Genomic DNA, 19,241 nt, shown 5'->3' with positions numbered 1-19,241 from the left:
GTGATACCTCTGACGGTGAAAACCAACAGGGCGACACTGGCGAGTCACAGCAAGGTCAATCTGGCGAAGATAAGCAAGGTGATACTTCGAGTGGTGAAAACCAACAATCACAATCATCTAGTACGCAGGGCGGGGATCAAGGTCAACTTGGTAACCAAAACTCAGCGCAACCTTTTAGCCAGCAACAATCAGGGGCTTCATCAAATAAATCCAATCAGCAAAACCAAAATATCGATGAGAATGATATTCAGGCTCTTACACCTGAAAAAATATCTCAAATCCAAAAAGATGCGGGCAACAAATCTGATTCATTAGCTCAAACTTTAGCTCAGAAAGCTCTTAAAGAGCTTGATGCTTCAGCGAACAATGAATCAATTGAAACCTGCAAAAACTTGGAAATGCGAGATAATGGTAAGCGATTTAGTTTTGTTAGAGAAATGCGACAACTTGAGGGTGCAATACGACGCCCTTTGCAGGCAATGTTACTTGCTCAAACTTGGCGAAATGAATCGTTCGGACGTAAAGGAGAACTTGATACCTCAAGAATTCACCGTGTAGTCACAGACGGCAAGGCAATGCGTCAAGAGACAATAATTGAAGGAGAGAACTCTGCTGTTTCCATTTTGGTTGATGCTTCAACCTCAATGGATGATAAAGCAGTAAAAGGTAACCCTTTCAGTTTAAGTCGAATGCAAGTTGCAGAAATAACAGTTGGTGCCATGACAAACGTACTTTCAAGTCTCAACATTCCCGTTGAAGCCTGGAAGTTCGCAAGTAGTAGTTCAACTGGTCCGGCAGTTAGCGCATACAAATTATTCAATGAAAAACCAAATCAGATGATGGGGAAACTTGGTCGAGCACCGAAAGGTGGCACACCAACAGGTGAGGCTTTGTTTACTATTATCGCTAACATAAGCAAGAGGCACGAACCGAAGAAAATTGTCTACGTCATCACTGATGGGGAAGCAAATAAAGGCGGGGTAATGTTAAAAAAAGCTTATGAAATGAGTGAAGCCGTTGGCGTTAAAGTGAAGTTCATATGTGTTGGGACCAAATGGAAATACCATTTTGCTCAAGAATTTGTTGCTGAGATAGAACAAGCCACAGAACTGCCGCGATTAATGCAGCGTATGTCACTCAAAGACCTATAAACCAAATAAACCACAACTTAATACCTGACGAGGGAGACAATATAATTCCCTGACAGGGTATTGGATTGTGTAACTCGCTCGTTTTGGTATTATCAAAAGGAGCTACTCATGCTATTACCAAACGAAAAACTAACTCAAGTATTATCTTACCGCCACGAAACTGGCAACTTAACTCTGGCTCTTGTAAACGAGAAAGACCAAATCCGCAAAGCGCAAAGCAAAGCGATTGGTGTTGATCTTACAGACGAAGATGTTCAAGTCCGTGTATCAATGGACAAAAACATTTTAGAAGAACTGGAAACAATGAACCTGTCTTCACGATTGTTGGCTGGAATCAAAGGAGTTGCTAAGAAAGAGGGTTAATCACATGTATCAACAACAAGAAAGTAATGGTGCTTACGTAAGTCAGCCTATTCCTGAAGAAAATGATGTCTTCAAATTGGTATCGCGCATACCTAACTTTGTTCCAGTGTACACTCACTGGGGGTTGGCAGATTATGTGAACAAAAAGCCCTTGTCAGGTAAACCATGTCCAAAGAATCCGGGTAAAAAATCTTCTACTAAATTTCGATTTAGAAAAGGGTTTGAACAACACGGTCGATGGCACCATAACGATATTGATAGCGGCTCTTCACAGGGACCTATTGATTTCGCTAAATGGTATTTTGGAATTGGCGATGATATCGATGCGGCAATGGAGGTTCTCAATGCTGCAGGGGTGGACTTTACAGACCTTCGCGGTACTGGATACAAACCTCAAACGACTTTGAATCCGATAGCACAGACACCCTTGACCTCTGAGCAGATTGCTCAGCGTAAGCAAGAAGAGTTTGACGATTCAAAAAGAAGTATCATTTCAATATCAAAAGCATGGAATAAAGGCTTGGCAATATCTCATCCAACAGCAAAGGAGCTTCTAGACAAGCATTTACAGTCAAGAGGCTTGCCTGCTGGTCATGTTGAGAAAATGCCACAACATATCCGAGTTAATCTAAATATGTGTTATCACGCATCATTGAGAAAAAACTCAGATAAAAACGCGTTCTATGCTGCTTGGTTAGTACCAGTAGTTGAACGAGATGGTCGTAATGTGACAGTTCACAGACACTTTATCGATAAGAAGACAGGTGGAAAAATACCTGAAGAAAATCGTAAGTTAATGATGTCACCACCTTGGGATCTGCCTCACGGTAGTCGCTTGGAATACGACAAGCCTTTAAGATATCAACTTGATAATGGAGAGTGGGCTGTACACTTCTCTCTAGGTGAAGGTTGCGAAACAATGGAAGCTGTTCGCGTTATTATGGGTGACATTCCAGTTCAACCTATGATGAGCACTGGTTTTCTACAGAACTTCGAACCATCACCAGAAGACATTGAAGGCATTAAGCCAGAAAATGTATTCTTTGATATTTGGATAGATAAAGACCAACCAAATCCTCATGACCCACAAGGTCGAGGTCCAGGTGAAATTGCTGCTGACGTCGCTATTGAGCGTCTTACAAAGCGTGGTTTTAACTGTATGAAAGTTCCGCCACCAATCGCGATCCCTCACGGTGCAAAAGGTGTAGACTGGTTAGATGTCTACAACGCTTGGACCAAGGAACAAATCGATGGTTACTTAGCAGAACTATTCGGGTAACACCAACCAAAAACCAAGCATATGCTTGGTTTTTTTTTGCGTGGAATTTGAGGTCTACAAGAAGTAAGCGCTGATATCGGCTTCTATCTCAGACGGAGAAACTGAACGTAAAATAGTTAACCCGCTTTTTGATAAGTCTTTCATTTCGATTGTTATGAAACATGTATTTTTCTTGGAGTAGAAGAGTTTAACTATAGGCCTTTTAGAATCTTTCGCATTGCTCTCCCATACGATAGCAATAATGCCGTTTGACAACTCAACAAGGGAAGCAACAGGATAAATACCTAAGCAGTTAATGAACTTGTACAGTAATTCTCGATCTAGTTGTTGAGGTGTCATCGATAGCATAATTTTAAACGCTTCTAGTGGGGACATACTTTTCTTGTAGACTCGATCCGCAGTAAGAGCATCGAAGATATCAACTATTGAAGCCATGCGTCCATGAATAGGAATCTCCTTATTAGACAGCCCTAGAGGGTACCCATTACCATCAAGCTTCTCATGATGCATTAGAGCCACGTCCAAGCTCAATTTAGGAAGGTCATCTACCTCGGTCAAAATCTCTTTTGCGAAGACTTGGTGAAGCTTCATGTGCTCGAACTCTTCAGGTGTCAGTCGGCTAGGTTTATTCAAGATCGAACTATCTACCTTTATTTTGCCTACGTCATGGATAAGGCCACCAATAGCGAAGGATTTTTGATGTTCTTCATCGAAACCAAGATACTTCGCAAAGGTAACAAGAAGCGTCGAAACGCTAATGCTGTGCTCTAGGAGGTACTCATCTTTTGTTCGTAGAGCAGAGGCGAATCTGAAGGCATCAAAATCACCCAAAGTCTTCTCTAAGAGACTTTCGGACCATTCATCAAAGTCTGATGCAGTAAGTTGTTCACCTTCAAACGCTTTATTGAGAACCTTGGTTGCTATCGCCTTTGCTTCAACCATTATGGCTTCGTTTTTGCTCTTGGCTGAGCGAAATTTACTGCAGCAGTTTGATTTTCTCGGTTTGGGTAAGGAATACTTAGGTGTTTCTTTTACTTCTTTTTCCCTATTGATAAACGCAGCAAGAGACTCGCGAACGTCATTAAAGTTAATATTGTTCTCTGATTTTTTCTCGTCAACGACCACAAATAGAACATCGCTATCGATCAGATCTTTTATAAGGTTTTTGTTCTTCAATAACCCTTTACTTGAAAGTTGGAGATTAGAAGTGCTTTGAATGCTCGTGACGTACATACCAACTTGTAGTAAATGAACGGGAAGTTTTAGGGTGCTAGGGGTTCGAAAGGATAACAAAATGATTCCAAAGATACGCGAATTAAATATGACATGGTGCTCCCATTGGTATGGGGTATTGTAATCTCGGTAAATTATCAAATAGAGAAAAAAAACGCCACTCTTATGAGCGGCGCTTATGACAATATATGACTTTAATTATCATATTGAGAAGACAGCTGAGGGATTTCGAACAGAATGCTTCCAACCCCTTCGGTACCTGACACGTCTGGGTAGATAGGAATGTTCAGTGAACCTCCAGAGTCACCAAGGTCAATCGACATTTGTTTAGTCTCTCCAGGTTTAACAACTATGTTCCCATTGACCCTTACGGAGAACTCAGCTGAAGACTGCAAACTTACGAAAGCTTGCTGGTTACCTGTTGCCATGCGCCCATCGTCAAGCTTCAATTCATTCGAAGTGATGGTGGCCAACGAATTATCATCCTCATCATCCAATTGTGCATCAACAGGTAGGTAGTTAATGGTACCTAATTGAATAAGATTATCAGGAATGTACATGAAAGACTGTTGCATACTCTTGTTGTTGTTATAAGCATCGCTTACAGTAATGGAAAGTGTGTAAGTTACACCTTCCTCAAGAGTAGGGAAGAGCCTCGGCAATTCTGGACTAAAAACTTTTGTCTTTCCTAGGTCTGATTCTGTCTTAAGCGTATAACCCAACAATACGTCTACTAGGCCATCTGTACTCATAAGAGTCAATTCATCAATTTTAACTTCGCTCAAAGCATCGCTAATATTAATTTCAAGTTCTCGTAAATCAGCTATGATTTCTGGAATGTCTTCGCTGTGGTACGTAACTGACAACGTGGGGGCAGTTCGATCGCTAAGGTATTCAAAAGCACTCTTTTTAGTTGTCGGGCCATGCATTTCTTCCGCGACCACGATTAAGTCATGCTCACCTTCTTCTAAGGAGTTAAGATCAAACACAGCTTCATAGTAAATACCATTTCGGGATAGAGCAGTTCTATTTACAGACAGCTTGTTACCATTCTTATCTTCTAGCCAAGTATTTCGTAGGCGTAAGTTATCAAACCAAGAACCAGCAGAAGGCTGTTCAATATTGGCAATAAGGTCTAGTCCATTAAGAGATACGGCATTAATTTTAGGATAGTGTTGATCATTGTACGTTGAATCAGCCCAAGATGGAGAGCCATATAAAGCCTTATCCTGAGATTCGATTGTTGAACCTTGATGGAAGTAAGCTGAACTACCTTTTGATAGGTTCCAAGCAGCATGGAGAATTTCACATTTTTCACTGCCGACAGGAATTAGACATTCGTGGCCAGCGTGAATCCAACGTTGAACATATGGGCGTGGTTCAACTCTTTGACGCGAACCAGTAATGGTTAGAGGTAATTGATCATTTTGAATATGCCAACGGTCCCAAGACGACCAACCAATATCAGACCATAAATATTCAGCATGGCCTACTCGCACAGGAGCTTTGGGTGCATTAGGGCTCAATTTTAAATTATAGCTGATGGATGAAGTGACCCATGAACGACGATCACTAAAACGTATGTAGTTACCATCGGTGAAACCATGCGGCCTTGTAAACACAATATAGTAATAGCCATCATTCTGATTGGTGATGAACTTAGATTGTCCTACTGGGTAATACCCACCTCGATGATTGTTAGAATGTTCATTGGCTGGCATTCGATACATAATCGAGATAGGGTTCTCATTGACAGTGTTTCCGGAAACATATGGCACATAGCCAACTTCACCACCGATTACGTTTGAACTGCCCGGTTCACGATAGGCAATTAATTCAAGGCCCCTTGACCCAACAGTGTCATAATACATTTGCTGCATAGGGGTGATGTGAACATTACCGGAATTGTCTGTTATGTGATATTCGACGCCATAGATTGTGTCTCCATTATCGTCAGTTGGTAAAAAACCACTATCCTTATCGAAATCAAATTGAGCTAATTTGGCGTTTTCATCGAAGTTTAGTGTCTTACGTTTGTACTCTTTCTTACCTCCCGCCGTGGTAAAAGACACCAACTCGACCTTAGCGATACCGGAACCTGCATCAGAAATGCTGGATACCTGAAAATGGTTATCATGGTAATAACCGGTGTACCAAATATTGTCCGGAGTTAAGTTATTGGTTGTGCCGCCATAGCTTTTAATCGTTATCGGTCCCGATGTAGGAGGTAGCGTATCGCGGGTAATTAGATATGTTTCAGTATCAATCTCATCTCCACTTAAAGATAAAGTGGTTACTTCAACTGAGTAGTCACTATCAGAGTTCATGTTCACAGAGAAAATCTTGCCGTAGTAGCTCTTACCTCCATCTGAAATTAAATCATCGATGTTGATAACATCAGTGGTTGTATCAGAAATGACGGTATTGCCACGCTTAACGACAAAATTCAAACGGCGGTCCAAACCAGACGAAACATTGAAGCTAACGTTTGAATTGTTATTTATGAAGATCTCATGGTTTTGCAGGATAGAACGACTTTGGGAGGCACCGTAGAGATCGATGTATGAAACTTTTTCCACTGCAGCAAAAGATACCATAGGCATCATAGCAGCTAATAAAAGGCTGTGTTTCAATGTCATAGTAGTCACGGAAAATAGTTAAACAACCCATTTTAGGGAGGAGGTGAGATTTGCCTATTTATTATCCATCAAAGGGTATTTTAAAACAATGGCTTGTAAACCCAAAACAAGCCATTTTGTGGTCTTTTTACATGTAACCATGTCCTGAAACCGAAGATTGCTTAAATTCCCAGTCACAAGTTGCTAGACTTGAAGAGATAGCGTGTTTAATTTTCATTCTGTCAGCAAACACACCATTCCAAGTATCTACCTCTGAAACTTCGGCAATTTCCAATAGTTCTTTTTGATCTACGAACTCAGAGTGCATGGATTGATCGTTAAACGTTAGCGTGCAGTAGGCTCCAATGACATAGCCTCGCTTTCCGTCCATATTGTTATAAGCTTGGCTAAGGTGATGCACCGGACCAGTGGCATCAAACCTGAAGTGGTCGTTACTATACACAACGTCAAATCTTAGGCTTTTCAAGCCCGCGCTGTTATAGCAACGCTGCAGGCGACCATTTACTGTTTCTCTAACTACAACACTAAGTTGTTTAGTATCCTCATCGGTTAATGCTAGAAGATAATGTGAGCCATTAATTGGACTCATATTCGCGTTTTCAGTTGCCGCGTTACCAGATGCTTGATATGCAATTCGAGCTATTTCTTGTTGTGATAAATTCCATTTGCCTGCTAGTTCTGCAATTGAAAAACTAAGAAACATCAATTGTGTATGAAAATCTTTTCTCCATAATTTGCTCGAGGCTTTAAGGTAATCCTCCCTCGATGAAATCACTTTGGTTGCCTCAAGAAAAGAGTTGTGGCAGAACGAGTTCTTCCTAAACAAAGCAAAGTTACGTAGCTCGTGAATTTCTTGAAATTCAATAAAATGCTCTGGTAATAAGACTTTATCGACACGCTGCATTGCTCGATACAAAGCAGTCTCAAACAAAATTGAAGTAAGTACCACCTGGTCATCGTTATGCTTGAATCCAGCGAGTTCTCGGGCCTCATCTATAGATATGTATCCGTAAATCGGTTCATTCCTGTACTCACCACTGAAAAAAGCTCCGGTAACATTTAAACTTTTTGGGGTTCCGTGTTTTTTCAATGAATGATGATCAAGGTGCAAGTCTCCGTCCATTACCAAACCATGACTGATAACTTCTAGGTGGGGAGTATTATCTCGAGCAAATCTTATTCCAGCCTCGGTTACTACCGGGATAACAAAGTAACTATCCAACAGCTTTGCCGAGAAGTTTTCAATATCAACCTGAGCATCAGAAGAACGTTCGAACGCTTCGAAACGAAAGTGGTCGTAATAAATGAAACCATTCAGTTGCGTAGAATTGAAGAACGCCTGAATTATGGCATCGTTTAAAGAGAATGAAGTATGTAAGTCAAGATCTTGGAGAGCAGAAAAAATCATATGCGTTACTTATTTAAGGTTTGCACCCGCTCAAAAAAAGGGGGGAGTGAGTGGGTGCGGTTGCTAATCTAAAGATTAACTAGGAGCGGTCTCGAGTTTAAGCGTTGTTGCTAACAGAAATTTGGGTGCTTACTTCTTTTGATTCATCAGCTTGCGCCTTTAAACCCTCGAGAGCTTCTTTCATTTGCTGATTTTCACGAAGTGTTTCATCTTTCTCAGCTGCAGCATTGAGAATGTCCATCTTAGATTTGGCATCTAAGTGCACCATAATGAATACGCGGATTTCTCCCGTTTGCGGATCAGGGAAGTATTCACGTTTTGCAATCTTGTGACCGAAAAGGCCAGCTTGATTGATCTTGGCTTCGATGTACTCAGAAGAAACAACGTTGTTGCTACCACCAGAGTTAGTGATATCGTTGGTTTCAACAGAGCTCACTTCTGTAGCCATTTTCTTAACTACTTGTTGCTCACCAAGTAAAACGGCGCGGTTTGTTGCGAACTGAAGATCTTCATTAACAGCTGTAGATACTGCGTAAATATCACCGCGAGTGCTAGATGGTGGGCTTAGGTACCACTCAGGAGTGATGTTAAGCAGGTCCATAGTGATTTTACGCTTGTTGATAATATTCTGTTCTTCTGGCGTAATTTCACTTTCCGCCTGAGCTAAAACGTCTTCATCTGGAGATGTTGAACAACCGACCATTGAGCCAGCAAGCAGTGTTGTAGTTAGAGCGGCAGCAATGTGAGTGAACTTATTCATTTAATTTTCCTTAAAATAAATCTCTGAGTTGGTTTAACAATAGCAAATAAAGTCAAGTGACTGACTGATCACCTATGAAACTTATAACTGTGTGTTCTAAGTTGAGCATAAGTGACTGTATTTGAAAATAAAAGTTTTTTTGTTGATGCAAAGTTACATGCTTATAAATTGTGACGCATGTAATGGTAGTTCACAATATAATTGGCATTTGTACATTTACCTAAACCCAAAAGCCGGTGGTTTTGTGCTTCCCCAATATTCAGGAGCATTAAAGTATAGCCATATAGAACCACTTAGTAGTAAGACATAAACAACCACCTCAATAATACCGTTTTGAATTATTGGGACACAGAAACGCGTTTTCATTGGATAAAAGAGTCTAATGCCCTGCGGGGTAAGGGAGTCTGCAAATAAATGGCTTAGGTACCCGAGGGCTATACAAGGGACAAACATCATCTGAGTGTTGATGTAGGTCGTTGAAAAGTAATATCCACAGTAGAGCATAGCTGCAATTGCTATTAGGCTATGTGTTATCCCTCGATGACCAAAAAATAAGGAGAGGGGGTAGCTAATGATTTTTACTTTCTGACCAATAGTGCTTTCTGGATGATCAATGTCAGGTAAGCAAGCTCCAAGCAGGGTTAAGAATAACCCAACATACCAAATGACTATTCCACTGTTAAAGATAGTGTGTTCGGGTAATACAGTAGCTGTGAATAGATAAGAGGCTGCTCCTACTGCTATGTGTCCGGTTACCCGCATATTCACTACTCCAATCGATAATTAAGGGCTTTAGATAGGTATACTCTGATCGTTTCTGTACTCATTTTGGTTGGCTACTTGAGATCTGTATGTTTAAGGGGAATTAACAGGAAACCAAAGGAACAACCATGACAATTTCTCGCAACCAAACTATCCAACCAAAATCAATCGAAACGACTGAGGCTAACGCTGCATTGATTAACAATCGTCAAATAGTGCACATTCAAGAACAGTGGGCTGTTGAAGAGTGCATCAAACGTGACATGTTACATTCGTCAATGAACGGGTTTGGAATTTCAATAGGTAAAGAGTCAGTCAATGATGCGAGTATGTGTCTATTACATCATTTCATCAACTATAAAACTCAATTTGATTGCGCCTTTGGTGGTCTGGAAACCTCAGCAGTAAACCTGGGTCTAGTTGAATGGCTGCGTGTAGAGACGTTTGAAGCTTTATCGAATGGTGACGTGATTAGCCATGACCAAAAACACAAGATCGTTAAAATCAAGTATCGTTCGCTTTACTGGGTAGTAGGTGGTTTAACAAAACTAGATTTATTTTCTAAGTCGGAAGCCTTATACACAAAAGCTACACTTCTGGGTATTAAGTCCCGTGAAAAGGACGAAGTAGACCTTACAAATTTAGATCCAAAGAAATACGGTGTGATTATTTCTATTCACACACTTAACCGTCTAAGTTCGCGTGTGTTAAACATCTTTATTGAAAAGGGTCTAATGCTTGGTATGAACCTGTGTGAGTTCCTTTCTGAAGGCATGAAGAAGCCACAGTCAATCGCGATCATAGGTGAACATAAATTCAAACTGCGCTATGATGATTTAAACTTAATCACTACCGCTCATCATGGCCAAGAACGTAAACTCATTACAGTTCTGGCTTAAAACTTATGGAAATTACTCGATGAAGAAACGCATTTGCCTTGTGGGGATCACTGCAGTTTTAATGTTTGGCTGCGATTCATCCAATGAACTCGATAAGAATATCATAGCTTCGATTGAAGAAAGTTCTGCTAAAGAATCTCACAATGCTGAAGGGATGTCGGGCTCCCAGTCTGAAATCAAAGAAGTTAAAGCGCACGTAATTCCGGCATCGGATATCCGTGCAATTAATGAGCTTTATGAGAATGCAAAAACATCTCCTGACTTGTTGAGAACAGCTTTAAAAGAAAGTTCTAAATTCGAGTCATTAGGGGCAGACGCGAAAAGAAACCTTAGACCTATAAGCCTGGAACAGCTAAATCGATCCGACGATGGTAGTTGGACTGCTTACTTTATCAGTGATCAGGCTGAGTACATCATTCCGTTGACTGAGTTCAAAGGAACAACCATTAATGGAATTAAAATGCAGGTAGTTGTAGATGAAAAAGGCGAGTATTTCATTAGCAGTATTGGTTAGCATTTTGCCTAGCCTGAGTGCTAGTGCTTTCTCCTTCGACTCATACTCCCAGATTGTCGCTGCTGCACAACAGGTGGATAAGAAGTTGGTTAAGGTTATGAACCCTACTGAGGAAATTAATTTTCACTCGGTGAAACAGCTGCCTTATAGAGCCAACAGGTTGCAAAGTATTTACTCAAAGTATGGAAGAAGTATTCCTTCAAAAGTTAAGATGGTATTGAGTAAGAAAGGCTACGACCAGACTCAATTTGTCTTGAGGGAAGGAGGGTTTGGTAAACTTCTGGTAAATAACCTCCCATCAACTTACGAAGCGCTTTACGAAGCCGCTGACCAAGAAGTTGAGTTGGAAATTAAATTAGCTTTGACTTCATATCTAACTCACGTGACGGTTCAGGCGTATCAACCTATCAGCAAAGTTGTATTTTTCGATCATAGACAATTTTCAAGGGGGGATGGCGGCGGTCTAAAATACTGTATCTACAAAGGTAAGAATAATATGCCAGATTGTCAGTACAACATTAGACAGTATTGGTTCACTTACCTTGATGGGTATTCACCAGAAGTCAATATATTACCGCCATTACCAATTGATACGGTAGTAGAGAACGCAGCAAACCTAGCTCCAAATGCTTACTCTGTACGAGTGTATGCGGTACCAAGTTTGGCATACAGAGAAAATACTTGGAACATTTTAAGCGAACAAGCGAATTTGGCGGCATCACATATCTTGCACATTTGGCGCGACCTATACTCAACAGATTAAGCATCTTAACGATTGTTCACCCCATGAACAAGAAAGAGGGCGGGCGCAAGACTAATCACCAAAGGCAGAGGTTGGCTATCTTTCCGAGATAGATATTTTAAAACTTATAAATCATTTCGTTGTCCATCCGAAATGTTACTGAGTGGAGTAAATTAATACAATGTATAGGGATAATCTCATAATCAATTGTGTTCATGAGGTCGTGGTTTTGGAGGCGTTATCGGTACTCAATAATTTCCAGATAAGTATTGCGATGAGTGGCTGGTGGAACAAAAAGAGCAGTTCGAATGTGACATGGAACATGATTGCTGCATAGGTAAAGACCAATGAATATTCTCATTGAAAAAAGGGTGCGATTTACTCCGGATGATATTGCGCCTCTAGATAATAAAGGTGGAATCCAGTGGCCGTTTGAATTGATGGGGTCTGGTGACTCGTTTGTTATCCCTTTAGGGTTTACTTTTAAACAAGCGAGGCAAGCATTTAAAGAATGCCAGTTCAGAAACCCTAGGATGATCTTATTCAGCGAAAGAGCAGTCAGGTATTAGATGATAATTATGTAATATCACTACCGAACGGTTTAAAACTTATTGATTACAAAATCCTTGAATGGCTAAAAACTAAGATAGAAGATGACGCGGTTCTAGAGTTGGCCAAAGGGGTCTTTCAGCGCGATTTGTTTAACGCGGTGATTGATAGTTTTGGTGCGAAGTATAGTAAATAAATGCAATTGAGAGGCTCACCCGGTGGTGGGTCTTTTTTTTGGAAGAAAGCCGGATTGCCAATCGCGACTGATTGTTGAAGTAGATTGCTAACACAGCAAAAAAATAGCTATCAACGTGTGTATTCATTGGTTGGAGAAAATTTTTCGTGCTATAAGGCGAAAAGTTAAAATTGAACAGGGTGAAACAATGGAAGCTTTATTTCGTTTAAAATGCCACCAGCTGAAGGCTTTGGGAGCAACGCTAGGTAGCGATGCTAGAAAACAGATTGATCAAGCTTTTAAGAAACACCTTTCTAGCTGCTTGTTGGAGGTATTAGGTTTTGATGAGCTAAAACCTAGTGCAAGAACAATCGAAAGACAGGTAATGCGTTCATCAATGACACTCTACAGCAATCAACTCAATTCAGACCGAATTGCAACGTTGCCATCGCTAGTAAAAATGCTCCAAGCAATGTTCAATTCAGATCAGGCCTCAGATAGCATTGAGGTCGCAGGTGTTACATACGTGAACTTCGGATTTGACGTAACACTAGATTTTGAGGTTCGCTTACATGACGACACTAAATTCTGTATCAAACTTAAGCGAAATAATAGTCACGCAAATAGAGAGGGTAAATACCAATACTCCCTCGAAGTCGATGCAATCATTAAACACACCACGCGCGCCCTAGAATCTATGAAACTTGTAATTGTGACAGGAACCTCGTCGCAAACGTCCTGTATAGAGCAAATGGTGGGGTATCTAGATCAAGTAACCGCGACTGGTATAACTTACGATAAGGCCATTAATAACTGGTCTGTAACGCATTTTGGTATGTCAGAAAGTAATGAGGTGGCTCGTTCACTTCTGAAATCCCTAGATGGGGAAAAGCTAAGTGAAGATACCGCTTTAGAGATGAAGCGTACGTTTCATTCTGGATACATGGAAGAACTCAGCTTTGCTAAGGGTATAGATATAGATACAGCCAAAGCCTATCTACGTAGTTTGTCCCATTTCATTTTCGGAGACAAGTTAACCAGTAAGGAAGGGTTTGAGTTTGGTACCAGGTTAGCTGAGCATCTAATGTTCCATGCATTACTTGCTGCATCAACAGAAGAGCGAGTAAAAGCGTTAGCTACTGATTTTTTATTAGAGCAAATGGTGTACACCATCAAATACCCTTTGGACGTTGAAACCGCCCTAAAAACACTGTTTTCCCGGTTGGAAGATTATCGAATGAACAGTCCTCTAGACTGTCAGCATTCTAATGAGTTATTGAGTCTCCATACTGATTGGTTTTTAGAAGCTTCAGCCGCGGTGTTCACCTCGAAATACTTGGACGACGATGACTTTATGGATAACGCCTTTCACTAACTTTTTCAGTTGGTAAGAAAACTCCGATCACCCTTCATTGCCGGTGTAATTTACTCAAATCGAATAAGAGCAAGAAAATGAAAAAGAAAGCTGAAGTCAGCAGTAAAGATATGCTGCCGAAAAACAAATCAAAGCATAGACTAGTACAGGTCAATAACGGAGTGTTTGAATGGGACGATGCATGCTGGTCTTTAGTTACAGGTAAAGAAAAGAACGCAGGCATTCAAGTTTGTAAAGACCCCGAGGCCTTTGTTGTTGAAACAAAGTTGGCGTTAGAAGAAGAACCATTACAAACACCACCTGAAGACAAATTTTTAAAAGAGTTCGTTACGTTGACGTGGACTCTTCTTAAATCTCAATTCCCAACATGGGTTGTTTGTAGATACAATTGTTGATTCAGGTGAGCGTTGCAACTTTAGCGCGACTCGCGTTGAGCACCTTAAGCGAATAGGGTGGTTAGTTCGCAATTGGGATCTTACAAGTACCAATGCTCTCACTGCTTTAGAAGTCAGCGACATGAATATACTCAACCTTACGGATGGATATCATCGATATCTGGCCGCTTGGTACCGCGAAGAAAAAAGCGTTTTCGTTCGGGTTGAGATGGGGTGCAAGACTTCACTTGAACAAATACCTTCTTTTATTTGTTGGATACAGCCACCAGCTGCTACTTGTCTATTCGGAGTGAATATTATCAGCTCGGATCAAGATGCGTGCGAATTCAAGTGGGATGGAAATAATCGATTCTGGCTTAACGATGGTTTGACTGGTATGTGCTTAGCAAGTCTACGTGAAGGTATGCTTCTTCAGCGCTACAGGCGTAACCTAGAGTCTGCAGGAGGATTGATGTCGAAAGAAGCAACACGACACAACATGGTAGATTTTATGTTTGAAGAATACCCAAGTTTCATCCCCTTCAAACAACAAGCACTGACAGCTATAAAGAAATTTGTTGGTCCGGCATGAGAGTTGTTCTAGGTGTGTTAAGCGCAGTAGCCTTCATTATCGTCTATATGGTGGGCATATCGAGATACCATGCGGCCAACGCTTATAGAACAGCAGGGAATCTTGATCTCTCATTTTAGAAATGAAACTAACTTCCTGAATATATATCATAAGCCCTAAGCTACTATTTAATGGACAATACTTATGAAATCGATTGATGAAAAAACTAAAACGGTAGGCTACTACGTTTGTGTTAATGGCGTCATCTGGACCGTCTACCAGTCTGGTGAACATGTGTTCACAAATAGCAATGAAGAGCATTTAGCTATTGAAGGCGAATCGGTGCAAATACTGGGAGCCAAGGAAAGCCCAGACGACTCCGGTAGGCTGATTGAAGAAGAATATACTTTACACAGATCTCTTATAGATTTAGCGTTACTAATAGATCAGCCATCGGAAGTTCTAACGGAACAAATCTTAAATTTGTCACACCACACATCACAACGTAGCATCGAAGGTACAACTAAGACGGTAGGCTACTACGTTTGTGTTAATGGCGTCATCTGGACCGTCTACCAGTCTGGTGAACATGTGTTCACAAATAGCAATGAAGAGCATTTAGCTATTGAAGGCGAATCAGTGCAAATACTGGGAGCCAAGGAAAGCCCAGACGACTCCGGTAGGCTGATTGAGGAAGAGTATACCTTGCATAAATCTATTATAGATTTAGCGTTACTAATAGAGCAGCCATCAGCTGCTCAAAAGGAGCGTATATTCCATCTATCACGCCACGCAGTACAACCTTAAGCGAAGCCAATTTATACACAGACTTGAAAGGAAATGAAAGAATGACGAATGATGAAATGACACAAGAAGAACTGGAGTTATACAACGACCGGCTTAAACTGTATCAGTTAGATAAATCGGTGTGGGTTAAGAGCGATCTCCCTCGAACACTAATTTTTGGGATAGTCTTTGTCACGTTTATCTGCTACTTGAGTTCTTCTGTACTACATGCAGAGATGCCTTACTCGTGGTACGTTCTTGGTCCATGGATTGGAACTATTTTGTCTTTACCGGTCTTAGGCACGTCGTTTCCCAAAAAACCGACCAAAGACTCAGCAAAGTTTGATGTTGCAGTAATGAAATTACAAAAAAGAAAGGCTTTTGGCTCTAATGACTAGTGTGCAGTTAGAAATGGATCAGGAGCGTCGTAGAGCGCTATTAGAGGCGTATTCTATTAATACTGATGGTTTTGGGTTGCTAAACACTTTCTTCTTGGCTGACGTAATTCTGAGAGAGCAAAACAAGTTCTCTCTATGGTTAATCAACAAGGGGTTGTTTAAAGCTGCTACATGGGTACGCAGACTAAAGGTGGAACAATCTTGTGATCCGCGATTTGAGTTGTGGCAGTCAATTACAATCAGTAACCCAAGCGGAACATCGGTCTTCCATCAGACAGGTTGCATCAACGATTCTGACGCTGAACAATCACGAGAATACATCATCAATAAATACCAACTAAGCTATTGAGGCCATAGTGCTCAAGCCTTATGGCAAAAACAGCTTAAGCCCACACAGGAACTTCGATTATGACCAAAGACTATAACCCGCTAATCAAACCCAACCCAACGCAAGCTTTCATTCAATGGACAGGTTAAAACGCAGGAGATATTTCAGACTTCCTCGACTCACATGATTTTTACCACAAAAACGGAGATCTGATTGTTGCCCCAGAAGGTAATTAAGTCATAGCTCCCCTCAATGGATACCTTACGAGAAAATCGAAAGCTACGAGTGATAATACAAATTTGCTATGTGCGAAAGTGCCAAATAAAAGAAACGGTGAGTGGCAGACTCATGACTTGTTTGAAACTGTACAGCACCTGCACATGACTTGGATAACCGCTGAAACGGATATTGTCGATCTAATGGTAGTAAAATGTGCCGATGGCCGCTGGTATGCTTGTAATGATGGTTCAGATATATGTTCAGATGTGCTTTTCGAACCGTGTGCGGATGAATTTGAAGAACCAATTTTCTTTAACTCTCTCGAGCATCTAAAGCGGGTGATTTGCCGTCTGGTTTCGGAACAGTTAGGAGTGGATTTCCGTTCCTCTATCCGTACTTTACTCATGATGGTGCAGAATTAGTCCAAGAGTATAGCGCAGAACTCGAGAGTTTAGTTTGCCTGAACGTGACAGAGATAGCCTCGATTGTTCAGCAAGAGTGCGGGGCAACAGTAAAGCTTTCTAATGAACTTGGGTACATAGCCAAGCTTAACAATACCGTGTACAAGAATTGGCAACAGGTGATTAAAGACTTGAATCTAGATATGTCACATTTTATGGTTCGTGTGGAAACTATTTAAACCACCACAATAGCCCTTAAGGAGTTAACGTGAGCCTAAAACAATTTGCAACTAAATACCTTAAAGCCGGAACCCCGCTTCAAAAGATGATTTGGTTTTTTTCACATCAGGTCTTCATTACATCGATATTAGCGATCCCTTTTGATATACCGGACCTTAATAAAGCAACGCCAATACTGCAACTCTTTACGGGTAGCATCGTAATTGCCTGCCTAACTTGGATTGGTTTTTATAACAAGAATCGACTAACAAAATATCAATCATAAAACCGTCCTAACGAGAGACTTTAAATGGCATTAAAATGGCTCAAGGTCGCTGTAGTGATATCGCTTAGTGCTTATGTGTTGCACAATGAAGTTATAAGGAGAAACAAGGGCCTAAGACAAATGCAGATCAATACCCAACCAAACAAGTAATCATTGATTCGGATAAGACCGCAACTCTAAATGCTCAAGACGCAGAAAACCCGATCATAACGATACCTTCGGTCTGCATTGGAGGGTTTAAGATGTTCGACTTGCGGCCTATACAATACCGTTTAGCAAAAGATGGCTTACCAACTCGATGTGACGGAACTGAAAGTGATCACTATGAAGCTCTGGCAAACTTTTTTGAACAGAAACCTGGGCATTATAAGTCTCGTTACTTATGCCTTGATGGTTCAATGTTCATCAAGGCATACGGGGACAGGACTTTTCAAATGCGTTCCTCTACATTTATGACCAAGAGACTCGCCTACCTATTCATTGCACTGACACTGGCTAAGCATCCTGCACAAACCTGATCACCTTAATCTGATATCAGGTATTACTTATTGGTTGGTAAACTAATCACAGTTTTTCAATCAGGAAGCAGTAACCAATGGCAGAAATCATTATTGTTCGAGGCGTTAGTGGAAGTGGAAAGTCAACGCTAGGTAAAGAACTACAATGCCAAATCTCCAACTCTGTAGTAGTCGAAGCCGACCAGTTTTTCACTTGGGCTGATGGTCATTACGATTACGACCGTACCGAAATTGCCTTAGCTCATAATTGGTGTCAGTCGGAATCAGCACGTCAAGCTCGACAGGGGAAGACAGTCATCGTTTGCAATACTTTCTGTCGCTTCCATGAAATCGAATTCTACTACAACCTTGCTCGACTAAAAGGGTATAAGTTCTCGATTCGCGAATGTACTGGACGGTTCCCAAATGTTCATGGTGTGCCTGATGAAATTGTCCAAAATCAGATTGAACGATACGAAACACATGAGGCCATCCAAGGTAAAATCGCTTGGCGTGACAAATCAGAACCAAGTCAGCTGTACCCGCGACCAACAAAGAAACGTAGTGCAGCGCGCACTTAAGAAAACATCCAACGAAGGTAAGACGTATGAAACGTTTAGATAACCTAACGCAAGGACAGCTCATTGATGTGGCTCGTCAACTAATTCGATTCAATGATTACTCTGTTTATGATTCTCAAAGTCTTGAACCGGGTACGGCACTCTACCTTGCATTAGAGCAGCAAGCAGTAATGCTTGAACTTGATCAAATTGATGAAGACCAATCCATCGTCATTAGTACATTTATCAACCGTATTTGCGAAGCGGTATTGAGCGCAACACCGGAACAACTATCAACGTTCAACAACACGAAGTGGTCATACTTGAAACCTTTACTGCCCAATAGCGATGTCATTAAAGGGGTGGGGAAGTGAAGCGAGAATATATTTGGATTCCTAAAGCCTCGTCGAAAAAGGGCGAACGCGCCCTTGCTAGTCCTATTAAGTGGCCCAAGAACAAAGCAAAACCTACTCGTCTTTGGACTTTGATGCACTTTATGAACAAAGACGTTCAACCACCAACAAATCTACCACTGGAACACGTGGTAACTGCTGTGCTTGAAGATATAATGCATGACTGGAGTTTTCACCTAGATTACCTTATATATCGCGGTAGCTACGCAGAGGGTGGTTGTTGGATTGCCTTGGAGTTTGATCAAGCCTGAAGTAACAAACATAGTGCTTTGAATGAAAGTCGGTTGAGAAGCTACTTTAAGTCAATACATCGGTCGGCTCAATAAGGAACAACCCCACA

23 protein-coding genes are annotated in these 19,241 nt (G+C 41.1%); 18 read left to right on the top strand and 5 right to left on the bottom strand.

Going from position 1 to position 19,241, the window contains the following annotated elements; all coding sequences use genetic code 11:
• The 3 genes from AB6D58_RS00190 to AB6D58_RS00180 form a co-directional block, all read left to right on the top strand.
• A partial coding sequence (locus tag AB6D58_RS00190; protein WP_372155950.1) for a VWA domain-containing protein occupies positions 1 to 1,151 on the top strand: 1,151 nt, incomplete at its 5' end.
• 108 nt (positions 1,152 to 1,259) lie between these two features.
• Positions 1,260 to 1,514, top strand: coding sequence for a hypothetical protein (locus AB6D58_RS00185; protein ID WP_372155948.1), 255 nt, complete (start codon positions 1,260 to 1,262; stop codon positions 1,512 to 1,514).
• A gap of 4 nt (positions 1,515 to 1,518) precedes the next feature.
• Complete coding sequence (locus AB6D58_RS00180; RefSeq protein ID WP_372155946.1) at positions 1,519 to 2,793, top strand: hypothetical protein; 1,275 nt, start codon at positions 1,519 to 1,521, stop codon at positions 2,791 to 2,793.
• Positions 2,794 to 2,847: 54 nt separating this feature from the next.
• Here AB6D58_RS00180 and AB6D58_RS00175 read toward each other — a convergent pair whose 3' ends face one another.
• The 5 genes from AB6D58_RS00175 to AB6D58_RS00155 form a co-directional block, all read right to left on the bottom strand.
• Positions 2,848 to 4,086 carry an HD-GYP domain-containing protein gene (locus tag AB6D58_RS00175; RefSeq protein WP_372155944.1) on the bottom strand — a complete coding sequence of 413 codons (1,239 nt, stop codon included), beginning with the start codon at positions 4,084 to 4,086 and terminating at the stop codon, positions 2,848 to 2,850.
• A 134-nt stretch (positions 4,087 to 4,220) separates the two neighbouring features.
• Complete coding sequence (locus tag AB6D58_RS00170; protein ID WP_372155942.1) at positions 4,221 to 6,665, bottom strand: Ig-like domain-containing protein; 2,445 nt, start codon at positions 6,663 to 6,665, stop codon at positions 4,221 to 4,223.
• A gap of 127 nt (positions 6,666 to 6,792) precedes the next feature.
• Positions 6,793 to 8,073, bottom strand: coding sequence for a recombinase RecT (locus tag AB6D58_RS00165; RefSeq protein ID WP_372155940.1), 1,281 nt, complete (start codon positions 8,071 to 8,073; stop codon positions 6,793 to 6,795).
• Between the two features lie 97 nt (positions 8,074 to 8,170).
• Entirely contained in the window at positions 8,171 to 8,833 is a 663-nt protein-coding gene (locus tag AB6D58_RS00160) for a hypothetical protein (RefSeq protein WP_372155938.1), read from the bottom strand.
• 216 nt (positions 8,834 to 9,049) lie between these two features.
• The gene (locus tag AB6D58_RS00155) at positions 9,050 to 9,595 is read right to left on the bottom strand and encodes a metal-dependent hydrolase (protein ID WP_372155936.1); all 546 of its coding nucleotides are present in this window, start codon (positions 9,593 to 9,595) and stop codon (positions 9,050 to 9,052) included.
• A 128-nt stretch (positions 9,596 to 9,723) separates the two neighbouring features.
• Here AB6D58_RS00155 and AB6D58_RS00150 point away from each other — a divergent pair, with 128 nt between their 5' ends.
• From AB6D58_RS00150 to AB6D58_RS00080, 15 genes are all read left to right on the top strand, one after another.
• Positions 9,724 to 10,494 (top strand): hypothetical protein, encoded by a 771-nt coding sequence (locus AB6D58_RS00150; protein WP_372155934.1) that lies wholly within the window; start codon positions 9,724 to 9,726, stop codon positions 10,492 to 10,494.
• Positions 10,495 to 10,513: 19 nt separating this feature from the next.
• Positions 10,514 to 11,008 (top strand): hypothetical protein, encoded by a 495-nt coding sequence (locus AB6D58_RS00145; protein WP_372155932.1) that lies wholly within the window; start codon positions 10,514 to 10,516, stop codon positions 11,006 to 11,008.
• Positions 10,971 to 11,771, top strand: coding sequence for a hypothetical protein (locus tag AB6D58_RS00140; protein WP_372155930.1), 801 nt, complete (start codon positions 10,971 to 10,973; stop codon positions 11,769 to 11,771). Before AB6D58_RS00145 ends, AB6D58_RS00140 begins: the two co-directional genes overlap by 38 nt.
• Positions 11,772 to 12,097: 326 nt before the next feature.
• Positions 12,098 to 12,319, top strand: coding sequence for a hypothetical protein (locus AB6D58_RS00135; protein ID WP_372155928.1), 222 nt, complete (start codon positions 12,098 to 12,100; stop codon positions 12,317 to 12,319).
• 363 nt (positions 12,320 to 12,682) lie between these two features.
• A complete protein-coding gene (locus AB6D58_RS00130) occupies positions 12,683 to 13,849 on the top strand; it encodes a hypothetical protein (RefSeq protein WP_372155926.1) in 1,167 nt (388 codons plus the stop codon).
• 77 nt (positions 13,850 to 13,926) lie between these two features.
• The gene (locus tag AB6D58_RS00125; RefSeq protein WP_372155924.1) at positions 13,927 to 14,244 is read left to right on the top strand and encodes a hypothetical protein; all 318 of its coding nucleotides are present in this window, start codon (positions 13,927 to 13,929) and stop codon (positions 14,242 to 14,244) included.
• Between the two features lie 121 nt (positions 14,245 to 14,365).
• Positions 14,366 to 14,815 (top strand): hypothetical protein, encoded by a 450-nt coding sequence (locus tag AB6D58_RS00120; protein WP_372155922.1) that lies wholly within the window; start codon positions 14,366 to 14,368, stop codon positions 14,813 to 14,815.
• Between the two features lie 183 nt (positions 14,816 to 14,998).
• Complete coding sequence (locus AB6D58_RS00115; protein WP_372155921.1) at positions 14,999 to 15,601, top strand: hypothetical protein; 603 nt, start codon at positions 14,999 to 15,001, stop codon at positions 15,599 to 15,601.
• A gap of 41 nt (positions 15,602 to 15,642) precedes the next feature.
• A complete protein-coding gene (locus AB6D58_RS00110; protein ID WP_372155920.1) occupies positions 15,643 to 15,978 on the top strand; it encodes a hypothetical protein in 336 nt (111 codons plus the stop codon).
• Positions 15,962 to 16,327 (top strand): hypothetical protein, encoded by a 366-nt coding sequence (locus AB6D58_RS00105; RefSeq protein WP_372155918.1) that lies wholly within the window; start codon positions 15,962 to 15,964, stop codon positions 16,325 to 16,327. The genes AB6D58_RS00110 and AB6D58_RS00105 overlap by 17 nt, the downstream gene beginning before the upstream one ends.
• Before the next feature lie 293 nt (positions 16,328 to 16,620).
• A complete protein-coding gene (locus tag AB6D58_RS00100; protein ID WP_372155916.1) occupies positions 16,621 to 16,947 on the top strand; it encodes a hypothetical protein in 327 nt (108 codons plus the stop codon).
• A 247-nt stretch (positions 16,948 to 17,194) separates the two neighbouring features.
• Complete coding sequence (locus AB6D58_RS00095; protein ID WP_372155914.1) at positions 17,195 to 17,431, top strand: hypothetical protein; 237 nt, start codon at positions 17,195 to 17,197, stop codon at positions 17,429 to 17,431.
• Between the two features lie 595 nt (positions 17,432 to 18,026).
• Positions 18,027 to 18,509: an AAA family ATPase gene (locus tag AB6D58_RS00090; RefSeq protein ID WP_372155913.1), complete on the top strand. Its 483-nt coding sequence runs from the start codon at positions 18,027 to 18,029 to the stop codon at positions 18,507 to 18,509.
• A 26-nt stretch (positions 18,510 to 18,535) separates the two neighbouring features.
• Positions 18,536 to 18,862, top strand: a complete 327-nt coding sequence (locus tag AB6D58_RS00085; RefSeq protein ID WP_372155912.1) for a hypothetical protein — start codon at positions 18,536 to 18,538, stop codon at positions 18,860 to 18,862.
• Positions 18,859 to 19,152, top strand: a complete 294-nt coding sequence (locus AB6D58_RS00080; RefSeq protein ID WP_372155910.1) for a hypothetical protein — start codon at positions 18,859 to 18,861, stop codon at positions 19,150 to 19,152. Before AB6D58_RS00085 ends, AB6D58_RS00080 begins: the two co-directional genes overlap by 4 nt.
• Positions 19,153 to 19,241: the final 89 nt, after the last annotated feature.

It is taken from the genome of Vibrio sp. 10N.239.312.D08 (assembly GCF_041466145.1).
In the GTDB taxonomy this organism is placed as follows: Bacteria; Pseudomonadota; Gammaproteobacteria; order Enterobacterales; family Vibrionaceae; genus Vibrio; species Vibrio crassostreae_C.
Note: the sequence above shows the minus strand (reverse complement) of the source record. Positions and strands in the feature narration are given on the sequence as shown.